Source organism: Spirosoma oryzae, assembly GCF_003002825.1.
GTDB lineage: Bacteria > Bacteroidota > Bacteroidia > Cytophagales > Spirosomataceae > Spirosoma > Spirosoma oryzae.
Window position 1 is genome coordinate 71,478 of record NZ_PVTE01000021.1, and the last position, 25,600, is coordinate 97,077.

Sequence of the window (25,600 nt, forward strand, 5' to 3'; positions counted from 1 at the left end):
TTCGTTTCATGAATCAGATCATCCGTTGGGGCAGCCTGCTGCTTCTCGTTGCAGGTTTCATCGGTTTTATTGCCGCCTGTAAAAACAACGATTCTCCCGCTCCCATACTCAGCGTTACGAGCATCAGTCCAACGTCGGCTCCGGCTGGTACGACGGTTACTATTTCAGGTACCAACTTTGCTACGACGCCGTCGAGCAATACGGTCAACTTCGGTAACGTACCGGCAACCATCATGTCGGCTACGTCGACGCAACTGGTGGTTATGGTACCGGTCAATGCGGGTTCGCCCGTAACGGTGTCGGCCAATGGCAGCACAGCTACCGGGCCAGCGTTTTCGATCAGTGCCAAACCCGTTGTTCCGGTGTCGGGCACGATCACTGCCAATACGACCTGGACCAGTGACAATGTTTATTTCCTGCGCGGTTTCGTAAACGTTGCCAGTGGGGCGACGCTGACCATTCAGCCCGGTACAATCATCAAAGGGGGCGGTGTCGACGATGACCCGGCCGGACAGAAGCAGGCGGGTACGCTAATTATTTTGCAGGGTGCCAAGCTCGAAGCCGCTGGTACCGCACAGCAACCCATCGTATTCACGTCGAACAAAGCCGCTGGTCAACGGAACTATGGTGACTGGGGTGGCGTCGTCCTGATCGGGAAAGCGCCCCATAACCGCCCCGGCAACCAACAGCCGGAAGGGGGCATCGGCGGACAGCTGGGAACGTTCAATGAGCCGACAGACAACTCGGGTACACTGCGCTACGTACGCATCGAATTTGGTGGTGTGGCGCTAACGAGTGCTGCCAACAGCGAAATCAACGGGCTGACGCTGTACGGTGTCGGTTCGGGCACAACGATCGATCACGTGCAAGTATCGTACAGCGGGGATGATTCGTTCGAATGGTTCGGCGGAACCGTCAATGCCAAGTATCTGGTGGCGTATCGCGGCTTCGATGATGACTTCGATACCGACTGGGGCTACACGGGTAAGGTTCAGTTCGGTGTGTCGCTGCGCGATCCACAAGTTGCCGATCAGTCGAGATCGAACTGTTTCGAATCGGATAATTTTGCTGCTGGTGAAAATGCCGCCGGTGTACCGCTGACCGCCAACAATGGGTTGCCCCTGACGCAGCCGACCTTCGCTAACATCAGCGCATTTCTGACCAGTGGTACGCCCAGCGTAGCATCGACGTCGAGCACGGGTGGTAGCGGTTCGTATCAGTCGGCTATGCACCTGCGCCGGAATACGGCTATCAGTATCATCAACTCAGTATTCGTTGGCTGGCCGGAAGGGTTGCGCTTAGACGGTACGACGACGGGGACCCTGGCCAATGCGTCGAATGGTAGCCTGGAAGTACAGGGGGTAACGGTTGCCAACTCCTTAACTGCTGTGTTGGGAGCCGGTAACATCACCAACGATCAGGCTTCGACTTACTTCAACCTGGCCGCCCGGAAGAACACGGTCGTTGCCTCGTCGGACCTGCCCGGTCTGCTGCTGAACGGTGCGTCGTTTGCGCTGACGTCAACGCCTAACTTCGCTCCGCAGGCGGGTTCGGCCCTGCTCGTTTCAGGCAATGCAATTACGGGTGGTAAAGTGGGCGACTCGTTCTTCACATCGGCTCCCTACCGTGGTGCATTCAACGGAACGGATAACTGGCTGAGTGGCTGGACGAACTTCGACCCGAAGAATACGAACTACAACTAGTAGGCTACGGAAGTCGTAACGTAATCGTAATGATACGGTAGTATTGGCGTAACGGTGCGGGACTAGCTTTGCACCGTCGCGTCAAGGCTGGCAGCGGGTCGCACAATGAGTCGACCCAACATGGCCAATCGAATGGATTCTCAATAACCACTTTTTATATTGGTGTCGCACGAAAAGGCCGGGATTCTATCCCGGCCATTTTCTTTTACGTAGAGACGCAATACTTTGCGTCTCTACACAAAACAGGCCATCCGTTTCCGAATGGCCTGTTCAATACTTCTAAAGTTAATCATTAAAACCGCAACCGTACGCCCGCCAGGAAATTACGTCCGGCTTGTGGGTAGTACCCGTTATCGGCCTGCACACGACCCTCCGAGATGTAGGCGTACGTGTAGCCGTTCGATTCGTACAACTCGTTGAAGACGTTGTTCAGTAACAGGATAAACGTCAGTTCCTGCGCAAAGCGGGGCTTGAGCGAGTAGATAAGCCGGATATCGTTGGTGAAATACGAATTCAGTTTCCGGCTTTCGTTCGATGTGTTGTCCAGATACTGCTTACCGACATACTTCGACAACAGGCCTAGTTCCAGTCCTTTCACGGGCGTGTACAGCAGTTGTGATCCGACGATCGTATTCGGCGAAAACGAAATGTCGGTCAGGCTGTATTGCCGCGACTCCTGCGTTTCGTTGTCGAAATTGTCCAGATATTCGGTGAAGTTGCGGATTTTGTTTCGGCTGAATGTCGCGTTGACGTTCCAGCGCAGCTGTTTCGCCAATTGGGTTGCGGCTTCCAGTTCGATACCCACCCGGTAGCTTTTCGGTACGTTCACCCGGTTGTACGCGCCCACATCGTTTAGTTGACCGGACAGCACCAGTTGATCCCGATAGTTCATGAAATACGCGTTGGCCGTAAACGACACGCGCTGCCGTTGTAGCTTGTACCCGGCTTCATAATCGATCAGCCGCTCGGCACGGGGGCGGCTTTCAGGTGTCGATTGTGTGTAATCGTCACGGTTCGGTTCACGGTGAGCCACGCTAACCGATGCATAGACAGTGTTCTGATCATTCAGCGTGTAGGTAACGCCTGCTTTCGGATTGAAGAAGTTCAGCTTTGCGTCCTGCTGCACATTCTGAAGCTGACTGTTGAAACCCAGGAACGAATAGTCGACCCGGCGGACTTGCAGATCGGCAAAGGCGTTCAGCGTCGGCGTAAACTGGTAGTAGGCTTTGGCGTACAGGTTTGCATCGCGTTTAACGGCGTTATCGTCGTAATACCGTTGCCGGATGTCGGTGTTACCGGCAATACGCGCCCAGATGATTTCACCAAAATGGCCGCCTTTGTATTCGTTCCAGCCCCCGCCGATGTAGGCTGTCAGCTTGCGAAAGCTCGTATAGTCCAGCGAAAAAACACTACCGTAGAAATCATTGTCGAGCCAGCGCCGGCGGATAATATCGGTCCGCGAAATCGTCTGACGCGACCCGGTAGAATCGCCAATGATAACGTTGGGCAGGCCGTAGTTGCTGAAGCGGTCGTTAGGGCGGTATTGCTCGTAATAGCCGCGCCCTTTCGTGTAAAAACCGGATACGTTCAGCCGCCAGTTCCGGCTCAGCTCGTGCGACGTAATCAACTGATAATTGTCCTGCTGGTAGTTATCGGTTTCGTTGTCGTACGTGTAGACATTGGACGTCCGGTTTGTACGCAGCAGATTTTCCGGCACCCCGCCCCACGACTGATAGGTTTGTTCGATACCGGAGAAGATGTTGAGCCGGATAAAGCTCTTCTTCGCATAGTAGCCCCCCGACAGATAAAACGACTTCAGATCGGAGAACGCCCGGTCGACGTAGCCGTTGGAATAAATCTTCGATAAGCGCGCATCGACGACAAAATGGCCTGGAACCGTGCCCGACTTCAGCAGACCCGTACCAGCCAGTACGTTTACTTTATACGTCCCGAACGACCCCGCCGACAGATTCGTCTCCGCGTAAGGCTTTTCCTGTAACTGATTGGTTTGCATGTTGATGGACGCCCCAAATGCTCCGGCCCCGTTTGTCGAGGAACCGACCCCCCGCTGAATCTGAATCGTACTGACTGACGAGGCAAAATCCGGCATGTTGACGAAGAACGTACCCTGCGATTCGGCATCGTTGTACGGAATACCATTCAGCGTAATGTTCACCCGCGTTGCGTCGGACCCGCGAATGCGAATGCCCGTGTAGCCAACGCCCGCTCCCGCGTCGGAAGTCGTTACAATCGACGGCGTGAAGTTGAGCAGCTGCGGAATATCCTGCCCCAGGTTCAGCTTGTCGAGGTACTGACGGCTAACGTCCGTGTAGGCAATCGCTGATTTCTGATTAGCGCGTGTTGCGCTCACAACCACCTCGTCGACCGCCACGGCTGATTTGGCTAACTGTATCGTAACCGGTGCAGATGAGGCCGGGTCGACAGTCTGCGTTACGGGTTGGTAGCCGAGCAGCGACACGCGGATGGTAACAGGCCCCGCTTTAACATCTGTGAGCTGGAACGTGCCGGACGGATCGGTCAGTGTTCCTTTAAACGTACCGTCGATCGTGACGGCGGCACCCGGCAGCGGTCCCGAACCGTCGCTTTCGCGCACTGTTCCTGAAATAACGAATTGGGCCTGCGCCGATAGAATCGATGCGCTGCAACAGGCAATTAGTAAAGGTAGAAATGTCTTTCCTTTCATAGAAGAAAGCATACCGATAGGCCAAGGGGCCTAACCTACCTTTAGTGTACACCAGAAAATAGTAAACGAATGATGTCCAGTTCCCTTCGCCGGCATTACCCGGAGCAGGTTCAATGGGTATAATCTCAGCCCGTTATGTTAAGGCACCCCCTGTAAGATTAATGCGAAGTTAAGCGAATTTAACAAAACAAGACTTATTGATCGTCGTTAGTCAGATAAACCAGTTGCGTATAGTATGAATGAGTTTGATTTGGTCGTGCTGACCGCAGACATGGACAATGGCCGATTGAAAGAGGGCGATGTTGGCACGATTCTTACCGTATACAGTGAAGGAAAAGCGTTTGAGGTCGAGTTTGTTACGCTGACGGGCGAGGCCGTTGCTGTCGAAACGTTGCTGCCCCACCAGATTCGGGCCGTACGTTCGTCGGAGATGCTAACTACCCGTGATCTGGCCATGCTCTCGTAGGTAGATGCCTGTGTAGATTGTCTGCGTAAAGTTTTGACTGTTACGCTTTTCCACTCACACAAATATTTCTACTTTTGCAGTCCAAATTGCAAACAAATGAGCAAGAAGAATAGCGGGTTGGATTTTCTGGAAGATCCCGACGCACTAGAGGGACGGTTTGAAGAAGTAGGCGATTATTTTCAGCAGAATCAGAAAATCATTCTGGGTGTGCTGGGTGTCATCATATTGGCCGCCGTTGGCTTCATCGGTTATAAGTATTATGTCAGCAGTCAGGACGAAACGGCGCAGGCTGAATTGTTCCCGGCGGTCTATCAGATCGAGTCTGACTCGCTGAAGAAGGCGCTGAACGGCGACGGGAAGACCCCCGGCCTGTTGGCGGTTGCCGACAACTACGGTGCTACCCCTGCTGGTAACCTGGCCGAGTTCTACGCTGGTGTCGGTCTGTTGAAAGAAAACAAGTACGACGAAGCAATCGAACACCTGAAAAGCTTTAACTCGTCGGATCTGTTGGTGCAGGCGCGTGCCTACGCCCTGATCGGTGACGCGTACATGCAAAAGAAAAGCTACGACGACGCGATCGATTACTATCAGAAAGCGGCCGACTACAAGTCGAACAAGTTCTTTACGCCCGGTTATCTGACTAAACTGGCTATTGCCTACGAGCAGGCCAAACAGAATGACAAGGCCATCGACACATACAATCAGATTATCGAAAAGTACGGTCAGTCGTCAGAAGCTGCCAACGCCCGAAAATACAAGGCGTTGCTGGAGTCTACGGGTGGTCAGTCGTAGATCATACTGATAAGTCAGTACAGCAAGGGACAGAACCGACCGGGTTTTGTCCCTTTTTCTTAACCGTATAGTTTTGTCCGTCTTACCAACAGACGATTGATTATGGCTTCTGAATTAAAAAACCTGAGTGTTTTCGATACCAGCGAACTACCCGACGTCGGCCACCGCCGATTTGCCATCCTGGTTTCTGAATGGAATAGCGACGTAACGGAAGCTCTGTACCAGGGGGCTTACGACACGCTGATTCAGTACGGCGTAAAGCCGGATCATATCGTTCGGGGTAACGTACCGGGCAGCTACGAGCTAAGCCTGGCTTCCCTATGGTTTGCACAGCGTGACGACATCGATGCGGTTATCGCGCTTGGCTGCGTCATTCAGGGCGAAACCAAGCACAACGATTACATCAATAACGCCGTCGCGCAGGGCCTGACCAACGTCAGTCTGAAAACCAGCAAGCCCGTCATCTTCGGTGTATTGACCCCCAACGATCAGCAACAGGCGCTCGACCGGGCAGGTGGTAAGCACGGCAACAAAGGCGATGAAGCGGCTATCACGGCCATCAAAATGCTTGGCCTACAAAAACAGGTATACAGCTTTCAATTTAAATGAGTGAATTAGTGAAGGCGCGAATGGGCGAATAGCTGATCCGCGACCACATTCACTCATTCGCTCATTCACTAATTCACTCATTAAAACATGCAAGTCTGGAAATTCGGCGGTACGTCTGTCGGCAAGCCCGAGCGTATGCGCTCCATCCGTAGCCTGATTACTGAAGACAGTACCCGGAAAATCGTGGTGCTCTCAGCCCTGTCTGGCTCTACCAACGCATTACTGGCCATTGGCGAGTCGCTGAAAGCGAACAACGACGATGACGCTGCTGCGAAAATCGATGCCCTGAAAGCGCATTACGATACCTTCGTGTCTGAACTGTACGCTACCGAAGCGGGTAAAGCTGCTGGTCAGCAGGTAATCGAAAGTGAGTTTTCGTTTATCCGGTCGCTGGCGGGTATCAAGCCGTTCACGGTGAAACAGGAGAAGGAACTGGTAGCGGAGGGTGAGCTGCTCAGTACGCAGTTGTTCCAGGCTTATCTGGTGGAAGAAGGGGTGGCGTCAACATTGTTGCCCGCGCTGGATTTTATGCGGATCGACGCCGATAATGAACCCGAAATTCAGGTGACGGAGCAGATTCTGGGCGAGATGTTACCCGCTCACGACGACAAACAGATTATCGTGACGCAGGGCTTTATCTGCCGGAATCCACGGGGTGAAGTCGATAACCTGAAACGGGGTGGTTCAGACTATACGGCATCGCTGATCGGCGGAGCAGTTCGGGCGGATGAAATTCAGATCTGGACCGACATCGACGGAATGCACAACAACGACCCGCGCATCGTGAAAAATACCTTCCCGGTTCGTGAGTTAACGTTCGATGAAGCAGCAGAGCTGGCGTACTTCGGGGCTAAAATTCTTCATCCGTCGACCATCACCCCGGCCCGTATGTTCGGTGTACCGGTTCGGTTGAAAAATACGATGGAGCCCGCTGCCCCCGGTACACTCATTGCTGACCGTCCCGGAGCGCCGGCCGCATCCGGCGAAGTGTTCAAAGCAGTAGCCGCAAAAGACGGTATTACGGCCCTATACATTCACTCGACCCGGATGTTGAACGCCTACGGTTTCCTACGCCGAATTTTCGAAATTTTCGAGAAGTATAAAACGCCGGTCGATATGCTGGCGACCTCGGAAGTATCGGTGTCGGTAACGATTGACAATACGGAGCGGATTCAGGAAATTTCAGACGAGCTAAGTGCTTTCTGTACACTGGAAGAGCCTGACTACGACCAAACGATTATTTGCATCGTTGGTAATTTCAGCGCTGATAACGAAGGCGTTGCGCTAAAGGTGTTCAAGGCGATGGAAAACATCCCCATCCGGATGATTTCGTACGGTGGTACGGAAAGCAATCTGTCGCTGCTGGTGCACGGCAAATACAAAGCCGATGCCCTGAACGCCCTGAACGACGGCTTGTTTGCCCGATAGAACAGCGTTAACCCGCTCCCGCCCATGACCGACGAACAGTTTTTGAGCGAAGTGAAACGGACCGTGCTGGCGATCGACCCACAAGCCGAAATCTGGCTGTTTGGGTCGCGCGCCCGTGGCGACTCCCGCCCCGACTCCGACTGGGATTTTTTGATCTTTACCCAAAACGACTTGTCGGGAGGGAAACGGTGGCTATTCAGTGATGAGTTTGCCGAACTGGGTATCGAAACGGGGCAGGCAATTAGTTCGATCGTATACCCGAAGCAAAGTCGGTCAAAATACGCCGTTACAGAGCTGTATCAGAACGTCGTGGCTGAAGGCAGACAGTTATGAATCAATACAAGCGCGACTTAATTGATTACCGCTTGGAGCGAGCTGATGCCTTGCTGCAAACGGCGCAAAACATGGTTCAGGATGAGGACTGGTTCAGTGCTGTTAACAGACTCTACTACGCCGTCTATCAGGCTGTTGCAGCATTGATGGTGAAGGAGGGTATTCAGATAAAATCGCATTCAGGCGCGAAAGCTATGTTTGATAAGCACATTGTCAAAGCCGAGCGTGCCGAGGTAAGGTGGAGTAAATTATACACGCGCCTGGCTGATGCGCGTCATGCCAGTGATTACGGGGCGTTCGTTACGTTTTCGTCGGAAGACGTATTGCCTTTATTAGTACAAACAGAAGAGTTTATCGCTGTGATTAAACAGCTAATTGATACTGACTAATGCTTCAACTTGCCTATATCCGCGAGAACCGGGAGACTGTACTTGCCGGACTTGCCAAACGCCACTTTGCCAACGCCGACGCTACTATCGATCAGGTGTTAACGCTCGATCAGCAACGGCGCGACACCCAGCGCGACCTTGACGACACGTTGGCTCAGTCGAACGCGAAAGCCAAAGAAATCGGTGCGCTGATGAAGGCTGGTCAACAGGCCGAAGCGAACGCTGCTAAAGCGGAAACGGCAGCGTTGAAAAGCCGGTCGAAAGAACTGGAAGAAAGCCTGAAATCCGTTGAACAGCAGCTGCAAAGCGTGCTCGTGACAATTCCCAACGTCCCGCACAGCAGCGTACCCGAAGGCCGTGCCGCTGAAGACAATGAAGTCGTGCTGGAACATGGTGAAAAACCAACACTGTACGACGGGGCACAGCCGCACTGGGAGTTGATAAAGAAATACGGTCCTGACGGTGGACCACTGATCGACTTCGAACTGGGCGTCAAGATCACTGGTGCTGGTTTCCCTGTCTACAAAGGGAAAGCTGCCCGGATTCAGCGGGCGATGATCAACTTCTTCCTCGACGAAGCCATGAAAGCCGGCTACGTCGAAGTGCAGCCGCCGATCGTCGTTAATGAAGAGTCAGGATTTGGGACGGGTCAGTTGCCTGACAAAGAGGGGCAGATGTACTTCATCAACGAAGAGAAGCTGTACATGATCCCGACGGCCGAAGTCCCTATCACCAACCTGTACCGCGACGTTATCGTACCGGAAGGGCAACTGCCGATAAAAAATACGGGCTACACACCCTGTTTCCGGCGTGAAGCTGGCTCGTGGGGGGCGCACGTACGGGGGCTCAACCGCCTGCATCAGTTCGATAAAGTAGAACTGGTTCGTATTGAAAAGCCCGAAAATTCGTACGCTGCGCTCGAAGAGATGAGTTTGCATGTGCAGTCGCTGCTGCAAAAACTGGAGTTACCCTACCGCGTACTTCGCTTGTGCGGGGGCGATATGGGCTTCACGTCGGCGCTCACGTACGACATGGAAGTATGGTCGGCGGCTCAGCAACGGTGGCTGGAAGTTAGCTCGGTGTCGAATTTTGAGACCTACCAGGCTAACCGGCTCAAGCTGCGCACAAAAGACAGCTCTGGTAAAATGCAACTCCTGCACACGCTGAACGGCTCGGCGCTGGCGCTGCCCCGTATCCTGGCGTCGATTCTGGAGAACAACCAGACCGCTGAGGGTATTCGCGTTCCCAGCGTGCTGGTGCCCTACTGCGGTTTCGACCGAATCGATTGATCTAATTTACAGTTAATTAGCTTCCTGTCGTCTAACTTTTTGTCATCCCGAGCCTGCGAGAGATCTTCTACAGTAACAGAAAAAATCTTTGCTACAGAAGATTCCTCGCAGGCTCGGAATGACAAAGTGCTAACAGTCACAGGAGTAGTTTGCGTAACCGGGATAGTTGGGCGATAACTTCCCGCTCAGGCTTACGACCCGGTCGAGTGGAATTTGCTCGCCATTGCCGAGTTCGAGGTATTCGATACCACCTTCCTCATAGTGGCGTTTCAGCAGCGCGTCGGTTTTAATGAACTCACTGAGATCAGTCAGGTACTCGATTCGGACAAACTTGCCGGGGACGATCGCTTCGCGAAAAGCAGTAGCCTGTGTAGTCGGTTCAGATTGATTCGTTTCCATGCCGTATAAACAGCAAACGCGCCCCGGTAGTTGCCGGGGCGCGTTTGCTGTTTATTAGAAAGTAAGCTTAGTAGCCTACGGTTTCCAGTTGCTTCTGAAACTCGCGCAGAATGGTTTCTTTCATCGCGATCTTCCGCTTCTGCGTGTTGATTTTATTCAGTACCTGCTTGTCGGCGTCGTTGTTCGGGTCGAGGCCGTCGGCATCCTGTAGGGCAAACTGAAGATCGTTTTTCTCCCGTTTGACCAGGTACTCCATTTCGCGAATTTTGGTCCGAATCTGCTCCGGCTTGCTCTTCATGTCGAAGGCAGGGTACTTCCGGGTCAGAACGCGGCCCAGGTAGCTCAACTCAAAAATCTTGTCGCAGGCCGCCCGGAACCGATCGTTAAGCGTCTTATCCTGCATTTTGAACGGAACCTTGACCTCTTTCCAGCTATTGAGCAGAACCTTGGCCCGTTCGGCAGCCGCGAAGATGTCATCCTGTTTCGACAGTGCTTCGGCTTCGTCGGCCATTTTCATCTGCGCTTCGATCCGTGGGTCGATCTTTTTCTCGATCACAATGCCCTTTGCGTCGTTGTACTTCGCGTAGAACATAGTCGTGGCTTTCTTGAACTGCTTGTACAGCTTGCCACTTTTCTTGATCGGAACTTCACCCACCTGTTTCCAGGCGTTGTTGAGCTTACGAACTTCCTGGAACGCTGCGTCGAGATCTCCCAGTCGGTTGGCGCGGAAGGCCAGTCGGATAAGTTCGTCGTACCTGTCGAGCCGCTCCTGAATAATCTTGTTCTGTTCGTTGAAGAATTCCCGGCGACGCGTAAAGAAACCGTCGAGCAACGCCTGGAACTCGTTGACGACTTCCGTCTCAATAGACTTATCGACCGGTCCGGTTTTTATCCACTTGGTTTTGATTTCCTGCAGCGCATCCGCCGTTTCGCGCCATTGCGTGCTGTCGACCAAGGTAGCTGCTTCGGCGATCAGCGCCCGTTTGATTTCCAGATTTTTGAGCTGGTTAACGGTGATCAGATCGGCCAGAATAGCTTCCTGCGCGTCGAGTCGATCGAGCAGCGGAGGGAAGTCACCGAGGGCGTCAAACTGAATCAGTTTCTTTCGGAGCTGTGTCAGCTTCGTCAGATACGACCCTTTGTTCTGAGCCTCTTCAATGTCCTTTTCTAGCTGACTTACTTTGTTTTCGGCGATGATAAAGCGGTTTTTGAAGTAATCGAGCGCTTCTTGCTCGGTGCGTTTTACTTCGCCAATCTGCCGGTCTTCATATTCCAGGTAGCCCTTTAAAAATACCTTTCCGTCTTTGACGTAACCGTATTCATCTACCAGTGAAGCGTTTTCCATTCTTGTATCTTGGTTAAGGCTGCGCTGAAGGTTAATTTTGGGGTAGTTGCCAACACAAATCTATAGAAATTAATGAGTCAGGAAACCATAATTTTCTCGATGGCGGGCGTCAGTAAAACTATTCCGCCAAACCGACAAATCCTAAAGAACATCTATCTGTCCTTTTTTTATGGTGCCAAAATTGGCGTACTGGGTCTAAACGGATCGGGTAAATCGACGTTGCTCCGCATCATTGCCGGTATTGATAAGAGTTATACGGGGGAGGTTGTTTTCTCGCCCGGCTACTCAGTGGGTATGCTGGAACAGGAGCCGCAGTTTACGGCGGGGAAGACCGTCCGTGAAGTTGTTGAAGAAGGCGTACAGGAAGTCGTAGCGCTGCTGAAAGAGTTTGATGAGATCAATGAAGCCTTCGGTGATCCCGACGCTGATTTCGACAAACTGCTGGCCCGGCAGGGTGAGGTACAGGAGAAACTGGACCACCACAACGCCTGGGAACTGGACCAAAAGCTGGAGCGGGCGATGGATGCATTGCGTTGTCCCCCCGCCGACGCGATCATCGACAACCTGTCGGGTGGTGAAAAACGGCGGGTGGCTCTGTGTCGCCTGCTGCTGCAACAACCCGACGTCCTGCTGCTCGACGAACCGACCAACCACCTCGACGCGGAGTCGGTACTGTGGCTGGAAGAACACCTGCGTCAGTACACGGGTACAGTTATCGCTGTAACCCACGATCGCTACTTCCTCGATAACGTAGCGGGCTGGATTCTCGAACTAGATCGGGGTGAAGGTATCCCCTGGAAAGGAAATTATTCGTCGTGGCTCGATCAGAAGCAGCAGCGGCTAGCCAAGGAGGAAAAGACGGAGTCGAAGCGGCAGAAGACATTGCAGCGCGAACTGGAGTGGGTACGTATGGCCCCCAAAGCCCGGCAGGCGAAATCGAAAGCGCGGCTGGGTGCCTACGAAAAACTGCTTAGCGAAGACGCCAAACAGCGCGATGAGAAGCTGGAAATCTTTATCCCGGCCGGGCCGCGACTAGGAGCCAAAGTAATCGAAGCCGACGATGTTGCAAAAGCGTACGGCGACCGGCTGCTGTTCGAACACCTTGGCTTCCGCCTGCCGCAGGGCGGTATTGTCGGCGTTATCGGACCCAACGGTGCTGGTAAAACCACCCTGTTTAAACTCATCACTGGTCGCGATAAACCCGACGCGGGTAGCTTTGCCGTGGGCGAAACAGTACAGGTCGCATATGTCGATCAGGAGCACGATGGACTGGACCCCAACAAGACCGTGTACGAAACCATTTCGGGCGGTAATGAGTGGATCATGATGGGCGGTAAGCAGTCGAATGCCCGCGCTTACGTGAGTCGGTTCAACTTCGCCGGTGCCGATCAGGAAAAGAAAATCGGTACGCTGTCGGGTGGCGAGCGCAACCGGGTTCACCTGGCGATGACGCTGAAAGAAGGGGCCAACCTGCTTCTGCTTGATGAGCCGACCAACGACCTGGACGTGAATACGCTGCGGGCGCTGGAAGAAGGACTGGAAAATTTCGCTGGCTGTGCGGTTGTCATCAGCCACGATCGCTGGTTCCTCGACCGTATTGCCACGCATATCCTGGCGTTTGAAGGGGAATCACAGGTATACTGGTTCGAAGGCAACTTCTCCGAATACGAAGAAAACCGGCGCAAACGGCTCGGCAGTGATGCTACCCCAACCCGGATCAAGTACAAGAAGCTGGTGTAAAACCTAAAAAGAGGCCGAATCTCATGGTTCGGCCTCCTGTTGCTCAAAACATGCCTTGTCCACATAGATTCATCAATGACTTGCAGCTAGATTACGTTGATTGGGAAGTCAAAACTCTATTTGTAGGGACATTTAATCCAGATTGGAAGTCTTGCGATAACAACTACGCGCAGTGGTTTTATGGACGCGTTAGTCGGAATGCATTCTGGTGTATCCTACCACATATATATGGAGAGCAATCTTTAATAAATGCAGATAGGGATACATGGGTTGACTTTTGCCGGCGTCACAACTTGGCGGTAACTGATATAATACGTCTCTTTGATGGTGCAGATGAATGCAACCCAACACACAAGAATGCGATCTGTAAGTTTCGTGACGACGATCTAATTCATTTTCAACCAACTTTGAATAACGTTCCTGAAATTCTTGAGCGGCATGAGAGTATAAAGCAGATTGTTGTCACTCGTCAGACCACAGATACTTTCTGGGAAAATTGTTTTCATGATACTTTTTCTTGGATACACCAGCACCCGGAAAGAGAAATCAATGTAAGACGGGTGCGCTCTCCATCACGTATCGCCCGGCGAGGTGTTGTAGGTGACTTTTGTGAGTTTGTTGCTAACAAGTGGATTGAACAACATTATTCATTATTATAGTGCGTTGACGCTACATTCACAGAATTGCCCCTTTAGACCGCAGTAGCGTCATAAGATGGACTGAGCAACCCGGCATAAGCTCAACCGTATCTGTCCAACTGACCAGTGTCCATGGCTTATCAGGCTGGGCTTGTAGTATTCGACGTGTTTTTGTGAGAATCCAGACTACGTGCTGAACGCCAAAATCAAGCATTTTCTGCGTCTTGTCGTAAACGTATTCCGTCTCGCTAACGTTGGTCGGCAGTTCAATTTTTACGTCGACTTCAACGACAAGCCGGGGCGGAACGGAGAAATATTTTTCGTCGAGTGGGACAGGCAAGCTGGCCTGATCGAAAACAGCAATGTCGTTTGACAGATTGTTGCCGGGGGCTATGTGCAGACCCGGTTCGTTGGTGGCGATCAGATAGTCATCGAAGGGCAGAAACCGGTATAATGCGTGAACAAGCAGCGAAACGATAGCCGACTGAAGTGCGCTGGCTCCCATGATTTCTTCCTTTGTCTTCTGGCGGGATAGTACGGCTTTGTAGCCACGGTAGTAATAAGGCACACCGTCAATCAATTCATAAAGCAACGATTCGGGTATCTTACGAGTGGGGACTGTGCGCTGCCCTACTGTCCGGGAGGATACGTTCATTTGATTTACCTTTGTTGCTTAGTAAAGATAAGGTTTTATGCATTACGGTTATTTCAATGGGACTATTGCGCCGACAGACCAATTGGCTGTTGGCGTGACCGACCTGAGTCTATTGCGCGGCTATGGTCTGTTTGATTATTTCCTGACGTACAACGGCCGGCCGTTTCAGTGGGACTGGTATTGGGAACGGTTTCAGAACTCAGCGATGCGCATGCATCTACCCTTGCCGCTAACCAAAGCAGAAACCTATGCCATCGTACTGGAATTGATCGAGCAGAGCGGAGGGCTCGACGTTGGTGTACGCTTTATTCTGACTGGTGGCTACTCGTCCGATAGCATCAGTATCGAAAAGCCGAACCTGCTCATCTTGACGGAGTCGATTCATGCAACCCCGGTCGTTCAGTACGAGCAGGGAATAAAGGTTATACTGGATGAATATGTCCGGGAAATGGCTGAAGTAAAAAGCACCGATTACAAACGGGTTATTCTGCTGGCGCAGGCGATTCGGGCTGCCGGGGCATCGGACGTGCTGTACCAGAAAGGGGGCGAAATCAGTGAACTCAGCCGAAGTAACTTCTTTCTGATAAAAGGGAATCAGCTGATTACACCAAACCGAAACATACTGTACGGCATCACCCGTCGAACCGTCATTCAACTGGCGCAACGTGATTTCGACGTTGTCGAGCGGCCGGTTCTGCTGTCTGACCTGTACGACGCTGAGGAAGCGTTTACAACCAGTTCGACCAAAAAAGTATTACCCATCACGCAGGTCGGCGACTTGACCATTGGCGATGGGAAGGTAGGTCCGAAAGCGAAGTTCCTGCTGGAACAGTTCGATGAGCTGATCGCGAATTGGTGATGGTGTAGAAGAAAGAGAAAAGACGTAAGAAGAAAGATGCTGACGCAAACCAGTCTTTCTTCTTACGTCTTTTCTCTTTCTTCTCAATCCTTATAAATCATCACCGCGCTGCTGCCGTCGGCTTTGATGTAGCCGCGATACATGCCCGCTGAATTGAATGGCATGGCTATGTTTCCTTTTCGGTCCAGGGCAATAACGCCCCCTTCGCCCCCACGTTCGACCAGTTTTTTCATCACGACTTCGTCGGCAGCCTGTTGAACCGATAAACCTTTGTATTCCATCAGGGCCGAAATATCGTAACCGACCACCGACCGGATAAAGTATTCGCCGTGGCCCGTTGCCGATACCGCGCAGGTGGCGTTGTTGGCATAGGTACCCGCGCCAATGATGGGCGCATCGCCTACCCGGCCGTATCGTTTGTTAGTCATACCACCCGTCGATGTACCCGCTGCCAGATTTCCGGCCTGATCGAGCGCGACGCAGCCGACCGTGCCAAATTTCTTACCTTCCGTAAAAATCTGCTCATCGAGCAGTGAGCCGGTTTTGCGGGTTGTGTCGGGTTTAGCCTTGGACTTTGCCGGTTTCTCATTGTGGTCCAGCTCGACTGTTTCTTCTTTCAGGGCTTTCTGTAAACCCTGCCAACGTGCTTCCGTATAGAAATACGACGGGTCGACAATCGTCATGCCCTGGGCTTTGGCAAACGCTTCCGCACCGGGGCCGATCATCATCACGTGTTCCGACTTATCCATCACCCGCCGGGCCGTGCTGATTGGATTCCGAATCGTGGTAACGCCCGCGATGGAGCCCGCTTTCAGTGTTTTACCGTCCATCACGGCCGCGTCCATCTCGTTCTTTCCCTCATGGGTGAACACTGCCCCTTTGCCCGCATTGAACAAGGGCGAATCTTCCATCACCCGAATTGTCGCTTCGACGGCGTCCATGCTGCTGCCACCTTTTTTCAGGATAGCGTAGCCCGTTTGCAGCGCCTGATTCAGCACCGTCCGGTACGCCTTTTCTTTCTCAGGCGTCATGTTTTGCCGGGTAATCGTACCGGCTCCGCCATGAATCACCAACGTGATTGGACCGTGGTCCTGCGCCTGTGTCATAAAAGCTGCTGCGCTGAGGAGCGCCGTAAGGAGTAGTGTTTTCATCAGGTAGATTTGGTTAGGTGGTCCAGGTGTTCTGCGCCCGCATGACCCGCTCGATCAGATCCCGAACGGCACCATCGCCCCCGTTGCGTGGAGAGATGTACTGACAGATGGCGATGAGTTCGGGCGATGCGTCGGCCGGGCAGCTGCTGAGTAGATCGCGTTGCAGGATTGGCAGATCGGGCAGGTCGTCGCCCATGTATACGATTTCGGCTTCGTTGAGTTTGTCGCGGCTAATGTAGCCGAGGTAGGCGTTCAGCTTCTGCCCGTCGGGGCCACCCATGAAAATGTCGTTCACCCCCAATGTCATCAACCACTTACGGACACCCTCGGAGTTGGCCGAGGAAACAATACCGACCCGATAGCCTGCTTTGATCGCGTGCGCAATGGCATAGCTGTCTTTTATGTTGAAGGTTCGATAGGTGTCGCCCGACTCCGGGAGGTAAACGCGCCCGTCGGTAAAAACGCCATCGACGTCGAAAATAAAGGTTTTGATTTGCGCGAAACGGTCAATAGATACAGGCATAAAAACAAAGATAGGTAGCAAGGTGATACAATGAACCAGCCGGCATCATGTGCGCTGTCATCCAAAAGACTACCCTATTTCAGTACATTTGTTTAATGAATACACTGACACTGCCCCCCGCGTTTGCCAACCAGATGAACGCACAACTGGGCGCAGATTTTCCGCTCTTCGTTGATGCGTTAGCCAGTCCGACACCGGTAAGCATTCGTGTCAATCCGAGAAAACAAGCCCTCGATACAACCAACCTGGACCGGGTACCCTGGTGTCCCGAAGGCTTCTACCTGCCCGAACGGCCCAACTTCACCGTTGATCCCCTGTTTCAGGCGGGGGGCTATTACGTGCAGGAAGCGTCGTCGATGTTGCTCAGCGAAACCATTCGACAGACGGCGAATCTCGCTCGTCCGCTGCGGGTACTCGACCTCTGCGGAGCACCCGGCGGAAAAAGCACGTTGCTGGCGTCGATGCTGACGCCCGACAGCCTGCTGATTTGCAATGAAGTAATTCGTAGCCGGGTGTCGGTGCTGCGGCAAAACATCGACAAGTGGGGCTACCCAAACGTGGTTGTTAGCAATCATGACCCGGAGGACCTGACGAATCTGTCGGGCTATTTCGACATTATTTTGGTCGACGCGCCCTGCTCGGGTGAAGGCTTGTTTCGGAAAGATCCCGAAGCCGTCGACGAGTGGTCGGAAGCTAACGTCGACCTGTGCGCGGCCCGGCAAAAGCGCATCCTGGCCGCTGCTGCTCCGCTGCTCGATACGGGTGGGCTGCTCATCTACAGCACCTGTACCTATAATACGCAGGAGAATGACGACAACATGCGGTATCTGGCCACCAACGGCTTTAAAAACAGACCACTCGACTTACCCGCCGACTGGCAAATCGTAGAAAAACGCGTGGATGGCGCAGTAGGCTATCAGTGTTACCCGCACCGGGTGAAAGGCGAAGGCTTTTTTATCAGCGTGTTCGAAAAGACAAGCTTCACGGCTGCCGTTAAGCTCAACGCCCGGACGTTTCGAAGTATCCGGGCCCTGCGTCCGCGCGAAACGGCTTCGGTATCGGCCTGGCTTCAACACCCAAAGGCCTTTTCGTACTGGGAAAAGCCCAATGGCGACGTGATGGCCCTGCCGACGGCACTGGAAAAGACCTTTCTGTTTCTCGACAGCGCCATTCACAGCAAAGGGTTCGGTATTGAGCTGGGCCAATTCAAAGGAACCGATTTCATACCGTCACATACCTTAGCCCTCAGTACGGCTATCCGGTCTGATTTACCGGGTGTCGAACTGAGTCTGGAAGAGGCACTCCGGTATTTCAAGAAGGAAAATCTGGTACTCGATCAACCGGTGAAGGGTTGGCAACTGGCCCGTTTCGGCGGACTGAATCTAGGCTGGATGAAAGGCGTCGGGCAGCGGGTCAACAATTACCTGCCCAAAGACTGGCGCATCCGTATGGACATTCGCGAATACATATGAAACGCATACTGCTGATTGCCGGGCTGGTACTGGCCGTGCTGGCCGTCGGATATGTAGCCGGGCCGAGGACGCATTTCGATTCGATCAAGAACACGCGTATCGCTATGAAAACAGATCTGGTCGAACTGGAGCGTGAACTGGCGGAGTCGGAGCAAAAAGCAAACCTGCGCCCCGACAATGAAGCTCGCATCGTCTGGGCCGACAGTACGAAGAAGCAGAAAACGCCCTACAGCTTCGTCTATATCCCCGGCTTTACGGCTAGCTGGGCCGAGGGTGATCCCGTTCATCGGCAGCTTGCCCATCGCTTCGGCGGTAATCTATACCTGGCTCGTACCTGTGAACACGGGCTGAACTCCCCCGACGCATTGAAAGGGATGGCGCCGGCCTGTTACGCGGAATCGGCAGAACGAGCACTGGCGGTCGGGAAAGCACTGGGCGAAAACGTCGTTGTGATCGGTACCTCGGCTGGCGGCATGCTGTCGCTGTATCTGGCCGCTCATCACCCCGAAATTGCCGGACTGATTCTGTATTCGCCTTGTATTGCCACGCGAAATCCGGCGCTGAAACTGGCCACGAAGCCGTGGGGCGCACAGATCATGCGGCAAGTGTTTCCGGACGATCATGTCGTTATCGATACCTACAAACCCGACCGCGCGCAGCATTGGCTGACAACCTACCACACGAACGGGCTGGTTACACTGCAAACCATGCTCGACGAATGGATGACGCCCGAACAGTTCGCCAAAGTGAAGCAGCCGCTGTTTATGGCGTATTACTACCGCGACGAGGCCAATCAGGACCCAACGGTGTCGGTACCGGCGATGCTGACGATGTTCGACGAACTGGGAACGCCCGCCAGTCAGAAGGAAAAAGTGGCTATGCCGAACGCGAATCACCACGTCATTGCGTCCCATTTTACGTCGGATGATGTGGCGGGCGTCTACCGGGCAACGGCTGGATTTATCGAGCGCGTGCTGCACCTGCCTGTCGTAAACGCACAGTAATCAGACGGATGGCGTGACTTTCCTCAAAAAAGCGGCATCTTTGCCGGATAAATTGTGCAAGAGCAAGGTATGGCTTACGGATTACTGAAAGGAAAACGCGGCATCATCTCGGGTGCCCTCGACGAGAAATCAATTGCGTGGAAAGTGGCCCTGAAAGCAAAGGAAGAAGGCGCTACGTTTACGCTGACCAATGCGCCTATCGCTATGCGGATGGGGGCTATCAAGCAACTGGCCGAGCAGTGCGAAGCGGAGATCATTCCCGCCGACGCTACCTCGACGGAAGACCTGGAAAACCTGTTCACCAAATCGCAGGACGTACTGGGCGGTAAGGTCGACTTCGTGCTGCACTCGATCGGCATGAGCCCTAACATCCGGAAAGGCAAACCGTACACCGATCTGAATTACGACTGGTACAAGCAGAGCGTTGATATTTCGGCGATGTCGTTCCACAAAATGATGCAGACGGCCTACAAGCTTGACGCGATCAACGAATGGGGGTCGATCGTCGCGCTGACGTACATGGCAGCACAGCGGACGTTCTCGTTCTACGGTGACATGGCCGATGCAAAAGCTGCGCTGGAGTCGATTGCCCGCAGCTTCGGCTATCACTATGGTAAATTCCGGAACGTACGCGTCAACACCGTATCGCAGTCGCCGACGCCAACGACGGCAGGTGGTGGCATCGGTGGTTTCGATCGGTTCTACGAGTTCGCGGAGAAAATGGCTCCGCTTGGCAACGCAACGGCCGATCAATGTGCTGATTACGTAATGACGCTTTTCTCGGATTACACCCGCATGGTGACGATGCAGAACCTCTTCCACGACGGCGGTTTCTCGATGACCGGTGTATCGGAAGAACTGATGGAGATGCTGAAAATGTAATGAGTCGCTGATGTACAGCGTCTATAAACGAAGAGCGAGTCCGGAAACACACTGTTTCCGGACTCGCTCTTTTTATGAATGCAGGCTACAGTTCGACAATCGCGACCCGGCTGTTGCCGTCGTTTCCTTTCTCGATCTGAATCTGTACACTGATGCGCTCCTTGATCTCGTGGCGGTGCGAAATGATACCGATCGTTTTCTGACTGTCCTGCTGAAGTTTTTCGAGCATCGCTACTGCCATGTCCAGCGACTCCGGGTCCAGCGTACCGAAACCTTCGTCAATGAACAGACTGTCGATCTGAATATTCTGGGACGCCAGATCGGATAGGGCCAATGCGAGCCCCAGACTAAGCGTGAACGTTTCGCCCCCCGACAGGCTGGTCACCGTACGTTCTGCCCCGCCCTGATACTGATCCAGCACAAAGAGTTCGTCTTGCCCATCGCGTGGTTTCAGAATCAGATACCGGTCCGACAGGTCGCGCAGGCGTCGGTTGGCCAGGCCGATCAATTGCGACAGGGTAAGCCCCTGGGCAAAACGACTGTACTCATCCCCCCGGGCACTACCAATGAGCCGGTTCAGTTCACGCCAGGGCATGGCTGCCTCATCCAGCTTTTTCAACTCGCCAAGCAGGGTTTTGTGCCGCTTATGTTCCGTCGCGTCGGTGTCGAGCGCCTGTTTGATCTTGCCGAGTTGCTCCGTCTGCTGCCGTAATTCCTTATCGCGTTCATTGATGAGTTGCCGTATCTGATCAGATGGCAGTTCGGTTTGGCGGTCTTTCAGCAGCGTTTGTCGGCGCTGATCGGCATCCGTGCGTTTGGTCGTCAGTTGTGTTGCTTCGTCGGCGAGGTGCTGTTTTTCGTCCTGCAATCGGCGAAGTGTGGTTGAATCGAGTAGTTGTTGCCGCGCTGTCTGTACGTCGGTCAGCCCCCGGCTTTGCAGCATGGGTTGAAGCTGACCGTGAAGCTCGGTAACCCGCTGTTTACTGGTTGCCAGCGCCGTGCTGGCTTTTTGTCGTAGTTCTTCCTGTATTGATAAATCAGACCGAACCGTAGTGAACCGGTTTATCAACTGATCACATACGGCTTTGACATCGTTACCCGTAAACAACTGATCACGCTCCTCTGTCAGTCGTTCTATCTGATGTTGCGTTATGTGAAGATCGGCTAGATCGTTAGTAAGTTGCCGCAGTACCTTGTCCTGTTCCCACAGCGAAAGCAAGGTCGTTAGATCCTCCCGCTGTACGTGTATGTGCTGTTGCTGACTGGTCAGAAACTCCGGCTGCATGTTCTCATCGAGGTCCAGTGCAGTCAGTTCCTGAGCGATTGTGTATCGATTGTCTTTGTATTCATCACGCAGGGTGAGCCGTTGCTTATCGAGACTCTTCTGTGTCGACTCTGCCTGAATGATCGCTTTGTTTAATTGCTCACTGGCAGTCCGTTTTGTTTTCACATCAGCCTGTACGAGCTGAATTTCGACTTCGATCAATCCCGATCGCTGAATGTATTGGTGCGCGTACGGGTGGTGTGTTGCGCCACAAAGCGGACAGGCTTCTCCGGCTACCAGACTTTTCCGTAACTCGTCCAGATTGGCCTCCCGCGCCAGTTTGATCTTCTGCGCATCCAGTTCCTTTTGTTTTGCCTCCAGTACGCTCAGTTCGTCGAGAAGCTTATCAAGCGCCGGTCGTTGGTCGTCAATCGTCTGTTGGTATTCATCGACTTGCTTCTTCAGATTCAGTCCTTCCGCCAATCGCTTCTGCTGGTCTTTCTGTAGTTGAATCAGCCGCTCCAGCTTTTTTTCCTGATCGATAATCCGTTCGATCTCGTGCTGAACGTGTTCAGGGGTTTCCAGGATCGCATACTCCTCTTCGAGTTTTACCAGCCGCTCCCCGATCAACCGTTTTCGCTCGCTGACCTGCTCATCCATTGCAATCGGATTGTCGAGCCGCAGCGATTTAAACCATTTGTCGGTTGCCTGCTTGATGGTGTGCGACAGGCGTTGCTGCGGTACATTGGCGTTTTTCCGCTCCTGATCGATCTGCTGGGTCAACGACAATACCCGGTCCCGGAAACTGGTGATCATAGCCGGTAGAGTATACTCCGTCAGGGTTGGCTGCTGCGTTAGCTGGCGCGCTGTTGTCAGAACAGCCTCCAGCCCGTTGCGCAAAGTAATGATTGCCTGTTCGGCACCTTGATGCTCGGCTTGGGCTCCCTGTACTGTGCTTTCGGCGTGGCCCAGATCGCTAAATAATTCGGTAAGGTCAGCAACGTGGCTGTGCCGTTCGAGTCGTTCGGCGTTGGGCGCAAAGCAAAGTTGTCTATCGGCGATGTCCTGCTGTTTCCTGGTCAGCCGGGCGATATCCTGTTCAAGTACTTCCTGCTGTTCGACCCGCTTGGCTTCGTCCCGGTAGACGATCAGTTCGTTGGTTAGAGTCGTCAGGCGTGCATCGATTGACTGTTTTGTCGCCTTGAGTTCGTTTAGCTGATCTGTAGTAAGCAGCTGCACCAGTTCGACGGCTTGCTGCTTCTCGCGAAGGCTTTCTTCGTATAGCTTGTTCTGCGCGTGCGCCCGCTGACTAAGTCGCCGGTAGATGTCCGTACCGGTGATCTGCTCAAGCAACTTACTACGCTCCCCGGCCGAGGCTCGCAGAAACTTGTCGAACGCCCCCTGCGCCAGCACCATCGACCGAATGAACTGCTCATAGGTCAGGCCAATCTTGGTGGTGTTGAAACCCGGTACCTCGCGTTTTTTCTCGGTGAGTAGCTTGCCATCTGGTAACTCGGCGACTTCCATTTCGTAGTCGTTCCAGTTACCGTTGCGGTTTTTGTTGATCGACCAGCGCGACCGGTACGCTTGCCCATTCAGCTCGTACTCAACTTCGGCGTAGGCATCGGTCTTTGGCTCGATGGCCGACCGTTGATTAATGATTAACCCTTCAGCCAGCAAACGATCTTTCGATAAGCCCCGACCATCGTGGTCCATAATACGGGGTACCCGGTTGAACAGGGCCAGCGTCATCACGTCCAGCAGAGTCGATTTTCCCGCGCCGGTCGACCCGGAGATAATAAACAGGCCCGTTTTGCCCAGAACGCCGTCGGTGAATACAATCGGCGGGTGTTCGCCGTAAAACGAGTTGATGTTCTTGAAGCGGATCTGACGAATTTTCATAGAGCGGTCGGTAGTCAGTGCTCGACCAACTGGTATAATTCTTTGTAAGTATCAATCAGGGTTGCCCGGAGCGAATCGTCGATGGTCGATGCCTCCAGCCGGCGGTCAAAAACGTCCAGATACGAAAGATCCTGAAGCTGTGTGTCAATCGCATACAGCGAGTCCAGTCCCTGAAGCTTATTACGGAAGGTTAGCCGCGCTTTCGCAATACGGAAGGGTGCTTCGGTAAAATCACGCGGCAATTGCTCAAAATGAATGCGGGTTGCCAGGCTTTCACGCTCTTCTTCTACGAGTATTTCCACCAGCATTGGCAGCGTACCCGCCGATTCAAGCGCTGATAGCTTCTCCCGAACGTCATCCAGCGTACCGGTCACCTGACGCAGCGTACGGAAACGGGGAACGAGAATAGGGGCTATGCTAGTCAATACACCATCTTCGAGCAGTACTTCCAGCACCTGATGCTGATTGTCACGTTCGCCAAAGCTAAGCGGAATGGGTGAGCCACTATACCGAATGGAATCACCAGACCCGACACGTTGAGGAACGTGAATGTGACCTAGTGCAACATAATCGAAGCCCGCCGGGAAATGCTCCGAAGCAAACGCAGCCTGACCCCCTACAGCGTGAATTTCCCGTTCACTCTCCGACACAGAAGCCCCATGTACATATAAGTGTCCCATCGCCAGCACCGGCACACCCTTATATAATTCGTTGCAATGATCTGCCAGCTTGCCGTAGTGCGTACGAATACCCATCCGAATCGCATCAATACGGTCGTCGTATGATTGACCAGCGATAGACCGACGCAGGTCACCATCACGCAGGAAAGGAACAGCACCAATAATTAAGTCAGTCGAGTTATGATGCAAGCGAATGACTTCTTGTAAGCAATCACCACTCGTGCAACCAACCACATGAATGTTGAGGTGACGAAGCAGATCCCGTGGCGCGTTGAGCTTACTCGACGAATCATGGTTCCCACCCGTAATGATCACTTGACAGTTTAGAGGCATCAGACGGGTTAGAAACTGATAGTACAGTTGCATAGACCCATCATTCGGATTCGTCGAGTCAAAAACATCACCCGCAACCAGCAATACGTCGATTTGTCGCTGCTCGACAATGTCAATCAGCCAGTCAAGAAATAGCTCGTGGTCATCTAACAGCTCATGCCGATAGAGCCGTTTGCCCAAATGCCAATCGGCCGTATGTAATATTCGTACTGAATTTGCCACTACACGCTTTCCATTTACACTACGCAATATACCTTATTACTACGGGAAGCGATCAACGGAAAGCCGGAAAGATGGCCCGTTGTAGGGGGAAACTGGCCATTCTGAGGAGGGTATCGCGTAACAAGCGAAAAAGTTTGAAAAATTTATGGATGGGTAATGGGTAGTTAATCAGTCACTTATCGTTTTGTTAGGCTGGCTTATCCAACTTTTTTTGGAACAGGGCTTGACAAGGGTCGCTTTTTCGCCCTACCTTTGCACTCCCAAACGACGGGAACAGCCCACTGATCAACGAGTAAATCACTCACTATCAGCGGGTTGAACAACATAAAAGTCCAGACGCATCGACGGTCAGCCCACCAGGCTCCGAAAATAAATTTGAACTTTTACTTGACATCGAAAAACAAAGTCACTACCTTTGCACTCCCAAATACAGGAACGCAGCTGACAAAACAAGCTTAACCCCTTGCCAGTCAGTCGGTTAACGGTCAAACAGTCGCCAAACGGATCGAAAAATAAATTTGGCAAAATGCTTGACACGACACCAGCAAATGTAGTACCTTTGCAATCCCAAATCGAGAACAACGAAACGCTTTGTTTCACGACTTCTCAACCACGCTTTGACCAACGGGTCGGGCGCTCAGTTCTTTGACAACTCGGCAGCACAATAAACACTTGGCCCGATGCCTTTCGTGCATCGGTTGAACAAGACAGATGAGTTCGCTCATCACACAATATTTACGATGGAGAGTTTGATCCTGGCTCAGGATGAACGCTAGCGGCAGGCCTAATACATGCAAGTCGAGCGGGTAGCAATACCA

General features: G+C 52.9%; 22 protein-coding genes, 1 rRNA gene and 1 riboswitch. Of the genes, 15 read left to right on the forward strand and 8 right to left on the reverse strand.

Annotation, left to right across the window (positions count from 1 at the left end):
* The first annotated feature begins 8 nt into the window (after positions 1–8).
* A complete protein-coding gene (locus CLV58_RS20895; protein ID WP_106139782.1) occupies positions 9–1,703 on the forward strand; it encodes an IPT/TIG domain-containing protein in 1,695 nt (564 codons plus the stop codon).
* 292 nt (positions 1,704–1,995) lie between these two features.
* Here CLV58_RS20895 and CLV58_RS20900 read toward each other — a convergent pair whose 3' ends face one another.
* Positions 1,996–4,407, reverse strand: coding sequence for a TonB-dependent receptor (locus tag CLV58_RS20900; protein ID WP_106139783.1), 2,412 nt, complete (start codon positions 4,405–4,407; stop codon positions 1,996–1,998).
* A 62-nt stretch (positions 4,408–4,469) separates the two neighbouring features.
* Positions 4,470–4,568, reverse strand: a riboswitch (TPP riboswitch).
* Between the two features lie 74 nt (positions 4,569–4,642).
* Between CLV58_RS20900 and CLV58_RS20905 the strand changes: the two genes are divergently transcribed.
* The 7 genes from CLV58_RS20905 to serS all read left to right on the forward strand — a co-directional run bounded on the left by CLV58_RS20905 (position 4,643) and on the right by serS (position 9,713).
* On the forward strand, positions 4,643–4,873 hold the full coding sequence (locus CLV58_RS20905; protein ID WP_106139784.1) for a DUF4926 domain-containing protein: 231 nt from the start codon (positions 4,643–4,645) through the stop codon (positions 4,871–4,873).
* 96 nt (positions 4,874–4,969) lie between these two features.
* A complete protein-coding gene (locus tag CLV58_RS20910) occupies positions 4,970–5,665 on the forward strand; it encodes a tetratricopeptide repeat protein (RefSeq protein WP_106139785.1) in 696 nt (231 codons plus the stop codon).
* Between the two features lie 102 nt (positions 5,666–5,767).
* Positions 5,768–6,274, forward strand: a complete 507-nt coding sequence (ribH, locus tag CLV58_RS20915) for a 6,7-dimethyl-8-ribityllumazine synthase (RefSeq protein ID WP_106139786.1) — start codon at positions 5,768–5,770, stop codon at positions 6,272–6,274.
* A gap of 87 nt (positions 6,275–6,361) precedes the next feature.
* The gene (locus CLV58_RS20920; RefSeq protein ID WP_106139787.1) at positions 6,362–7,702 is read left to right on the forward strand and encodes an aspartate kinase; all 1,341 of its coding nucleotides are present in this window, start codon (positions 6,362–6,364) and stop codon (positions 7,700–7,702) included.
* Positions 7,703–7,726: 24 nt separating this feature from the next.
* The gene (locus CLV58_RS20925) at positions 7,727–8,035 is read left to right on the forward strand and encodes a nucleotidyltransferase domain-containing protein (protein ID WP_106139788.1); all 309 of its coding nucleotides are present in this window, start codon (positions 7,727–7,729) and stop codon (positions 8,033–8,035) included.
* A complete protein-coding gene (locus tag CLV58_RS20930) occupies positions 8,032–8,424 on the forward strand; it encodes a HEPN domain-containing protein (RefSeq protein ID WP_106139789.1) in 393 nt (130 codons plus the stop codon). Before CLV58_RS20925 ends, CLV58_RS20930 begins: the two co-directional genes overlap by 4 nt.
* Positions 8,424–9,713, forward strand: coding sequence for a serine--tRNA ligase (gene serS, locus CLV58_RS20935; protein ID WP_106139790.1), 1,290 nt, complete (start codon positions 8,424–8,426; stop codon positions 9,711–9,713). Before CLV58_RS20930 ends, serS begins: the two co-directional genes overlap by 1 nt.
* 129 nt (positions 9,714–9,842) lie before the next feature.
* On the opposite strand, the gene CLV58_RS20940 is transcribed toward serS, so the two are convergent.
* Together CLV58_RS20940 and CLV58_RS20945 are read right to left on the reverse strand one after the other, a co-directional pair.
* Positions 9,843–10,112, reverse strand: a complete 270-nt coding sequence (locus tag CLV58_RS20940; RefSeq protein WP_106139791.1) for a hypothetical protein — start codon at positions 10,110–10,112, stop codon at positions 9,843–9,845.
* 67 nt (positions 10,113–10,179) lie between these two features.
* On the reverse strand, positions 10,180–11,457 hold the full coding sequence (locus tag CLV58_RS20945) for a DUF349 domain-containing protein (protein WP_106139792.1): 1,278 nt from the start codon (positions 11,455–11,457) through the stop codon (positions 10,180–10,182).
* Positions 11,458–11,529: 72 nt separating this feature from the next.
* Between CLV58_RS20945 and ettA the strand changes: the two genes are divergently transcribed.
* Both ettA and CLV58_RS28135 read left to right on the forward strand, forming a co-directional pair.
* Entirely contained in the window at positions 11,530–13,197 is a 1,668-nt protein-coding gene (ettA, locus tag CLV58_RS20950; RefSeq protein ID WP_106139793.1) for an energy-dependent translational throttle protein EttA, read from the forward strand.
* Positions 13,198–13,604: 407 nt separating this feature from the next.
* Entirely contained in the window at positions 13,605–13,856 is a 252-nt protein-coding gene (locus tag CLV58_RS28135) for a hypothetical protein (protein WP_146141494.1), read from the forward strand.
* A 16-nt stretch (positions 13,857–13,872) separates the two neighbouring features.
* Here the strand turns inward: CLV58_RS28135 and CLV58_RS20955 are convergent, their stop codons facing one another.
* Positions 13,873–14,490: a Uma2 family endonuclease gene (locus tag CLV58_RS20955; RefSeq protein ID WP_146141495.1), complete on the reverse strand. Its 618-nt coding sequence runs from the start codon at positions 14,488–14,490 to the stop codon at positions 13,873–13,875.
* A gap of 37 nt (positions 14,491–14,527) precedes the next feature.
* Between CLV58_RS20955 and CLV58_RS20960 the strand changes: the two genes are divergently transcribed.
* Positions 14,528–15,349, forward strand: a complete 822-nt coding sequence (locus tag CLV58_RS20960) for an aminotransferase class IV (RefSeq protein ID WP_106139795.1) — start codon at positions 14,528–14,530, stop codon at positions 15,347–15,349.
* An 83-nt stretch (positions 15,350–15,432) separates the two neighbouring features.
* Here CLV58_RS20960 and CLV58_RS20965 read toward each other — a convergent pair whose 3' ends face one another.
* Both CLV58_RS20965 and CLV58_RS20970 read right to left on the reverse strand, forming a co-directional pair.
* Positions 15,433–16,500, reverse strand: coding sequence for an isoaspartyl peptidase/L-asparaginase family protein (locus CLV58_RS20965; RefSeq protein WP_106139796.1), 1,068 nt, complete (start codon positions 16,498–16,500; stop codon positions 15,433–15,435).
* A gap of 13 nt (positions 16,501–16,513) precedes the next feature.
* Positions 16,514–17,023, reverse strand: coding sequence for a KdsC family phosphatase (locus CLV58_RS20970; protein WP_106139797.1), 510 nt, complete (start codon positions 17,021–17,023; stop codon positions 16,514–16,516).
* A gap of 95 nt (positions 17,024–17,118) precedes the next feature.
* On the opposite strand from CLV58_RS20970, the gene CLV58_RS20975 reads away from it, so the two are divergent.
* The 3 genes from CLV58_RS20975 to CLV58_RS20985 all read left to right on the forward strand — a co-directional run bounded on the left by CLV58_RS20975 (position 17,119) and on the right by CLV58_RS20985 (position 20,381).
* Positions 17,119–18,495, forward strand: a complete 1,377-nt coding sequence (locus CLV58_RS20975) for a methyltransferase RsmF C-terminal domain-like protein (protein WP_106139798.1) — start codon at positions 17,119–17,121, stop codon at positions 18,493–18,495.
* Entirely contained in the window at positions 18,492–19,499 is a 1,008-nt protein-coding gene (locus CLV58_RS20980; RefSeq protein WP_106139799.1) for an alpha/beta hydrolase, read from the forward strand. Before CLV58_RS20975 ends, CLV58_RS20980 begins: the two co-directional genes overlap by 4 nt.
* Positions 19,500–19,568: 69 nt before the next feature.
* A complete protein-coding gene (locus CLV58_RS20985) occupies positions 19,569–20,381 on the forward strand; it encodes an enoyl-ACP reductase FabI (protein ID WP_106139800.1) in 813 nt (270 codons plus the stop codon).
* Positions 20,382–20,466: 85 nt separating this feature from the next.
* Here the strand turns inward: CLV58_RS20985 and CLV58_RS20990 are convergent, their stop codons facing one another.
* Complete coding sequence (locus CLV58_RS20990; protein ID WP_106139801.1) at positions 20,467–23,547, reverse strand: AAA family ATPase; 3,081 nt, start codon at positions 23,545–23,547, stop codon at positions 20,467–20,469.
* Between the two features lie 14 nt (positions 23,548–23,561).
* Positions 23,562–24,782 carry an exonuclease SbcCD subunit D C-terminal domain-containing protein gene (locus CLV58_RS20995; RefSeq protein WP_245882401.1) on the reverse strand — a complete coding sequence of 407 codons (1,221 nt, stop codon included), beginning with the start codon at positions 24,780–24,782 and terminating at the stop codon, positions 23,562–23,564.
* A 737-nt stretch (positions 24,783–25,519) separates the two neighbouring features.
* On the opposite strand from CLV58_RS20995, the gene CLV58_RS21000 reads away from it, so the two are divergent.
* Positions 25,520–25,600 (forward strand): 16S ribosomal RNA (locus tag CLV58_RS21000); the annotation flags it as partial.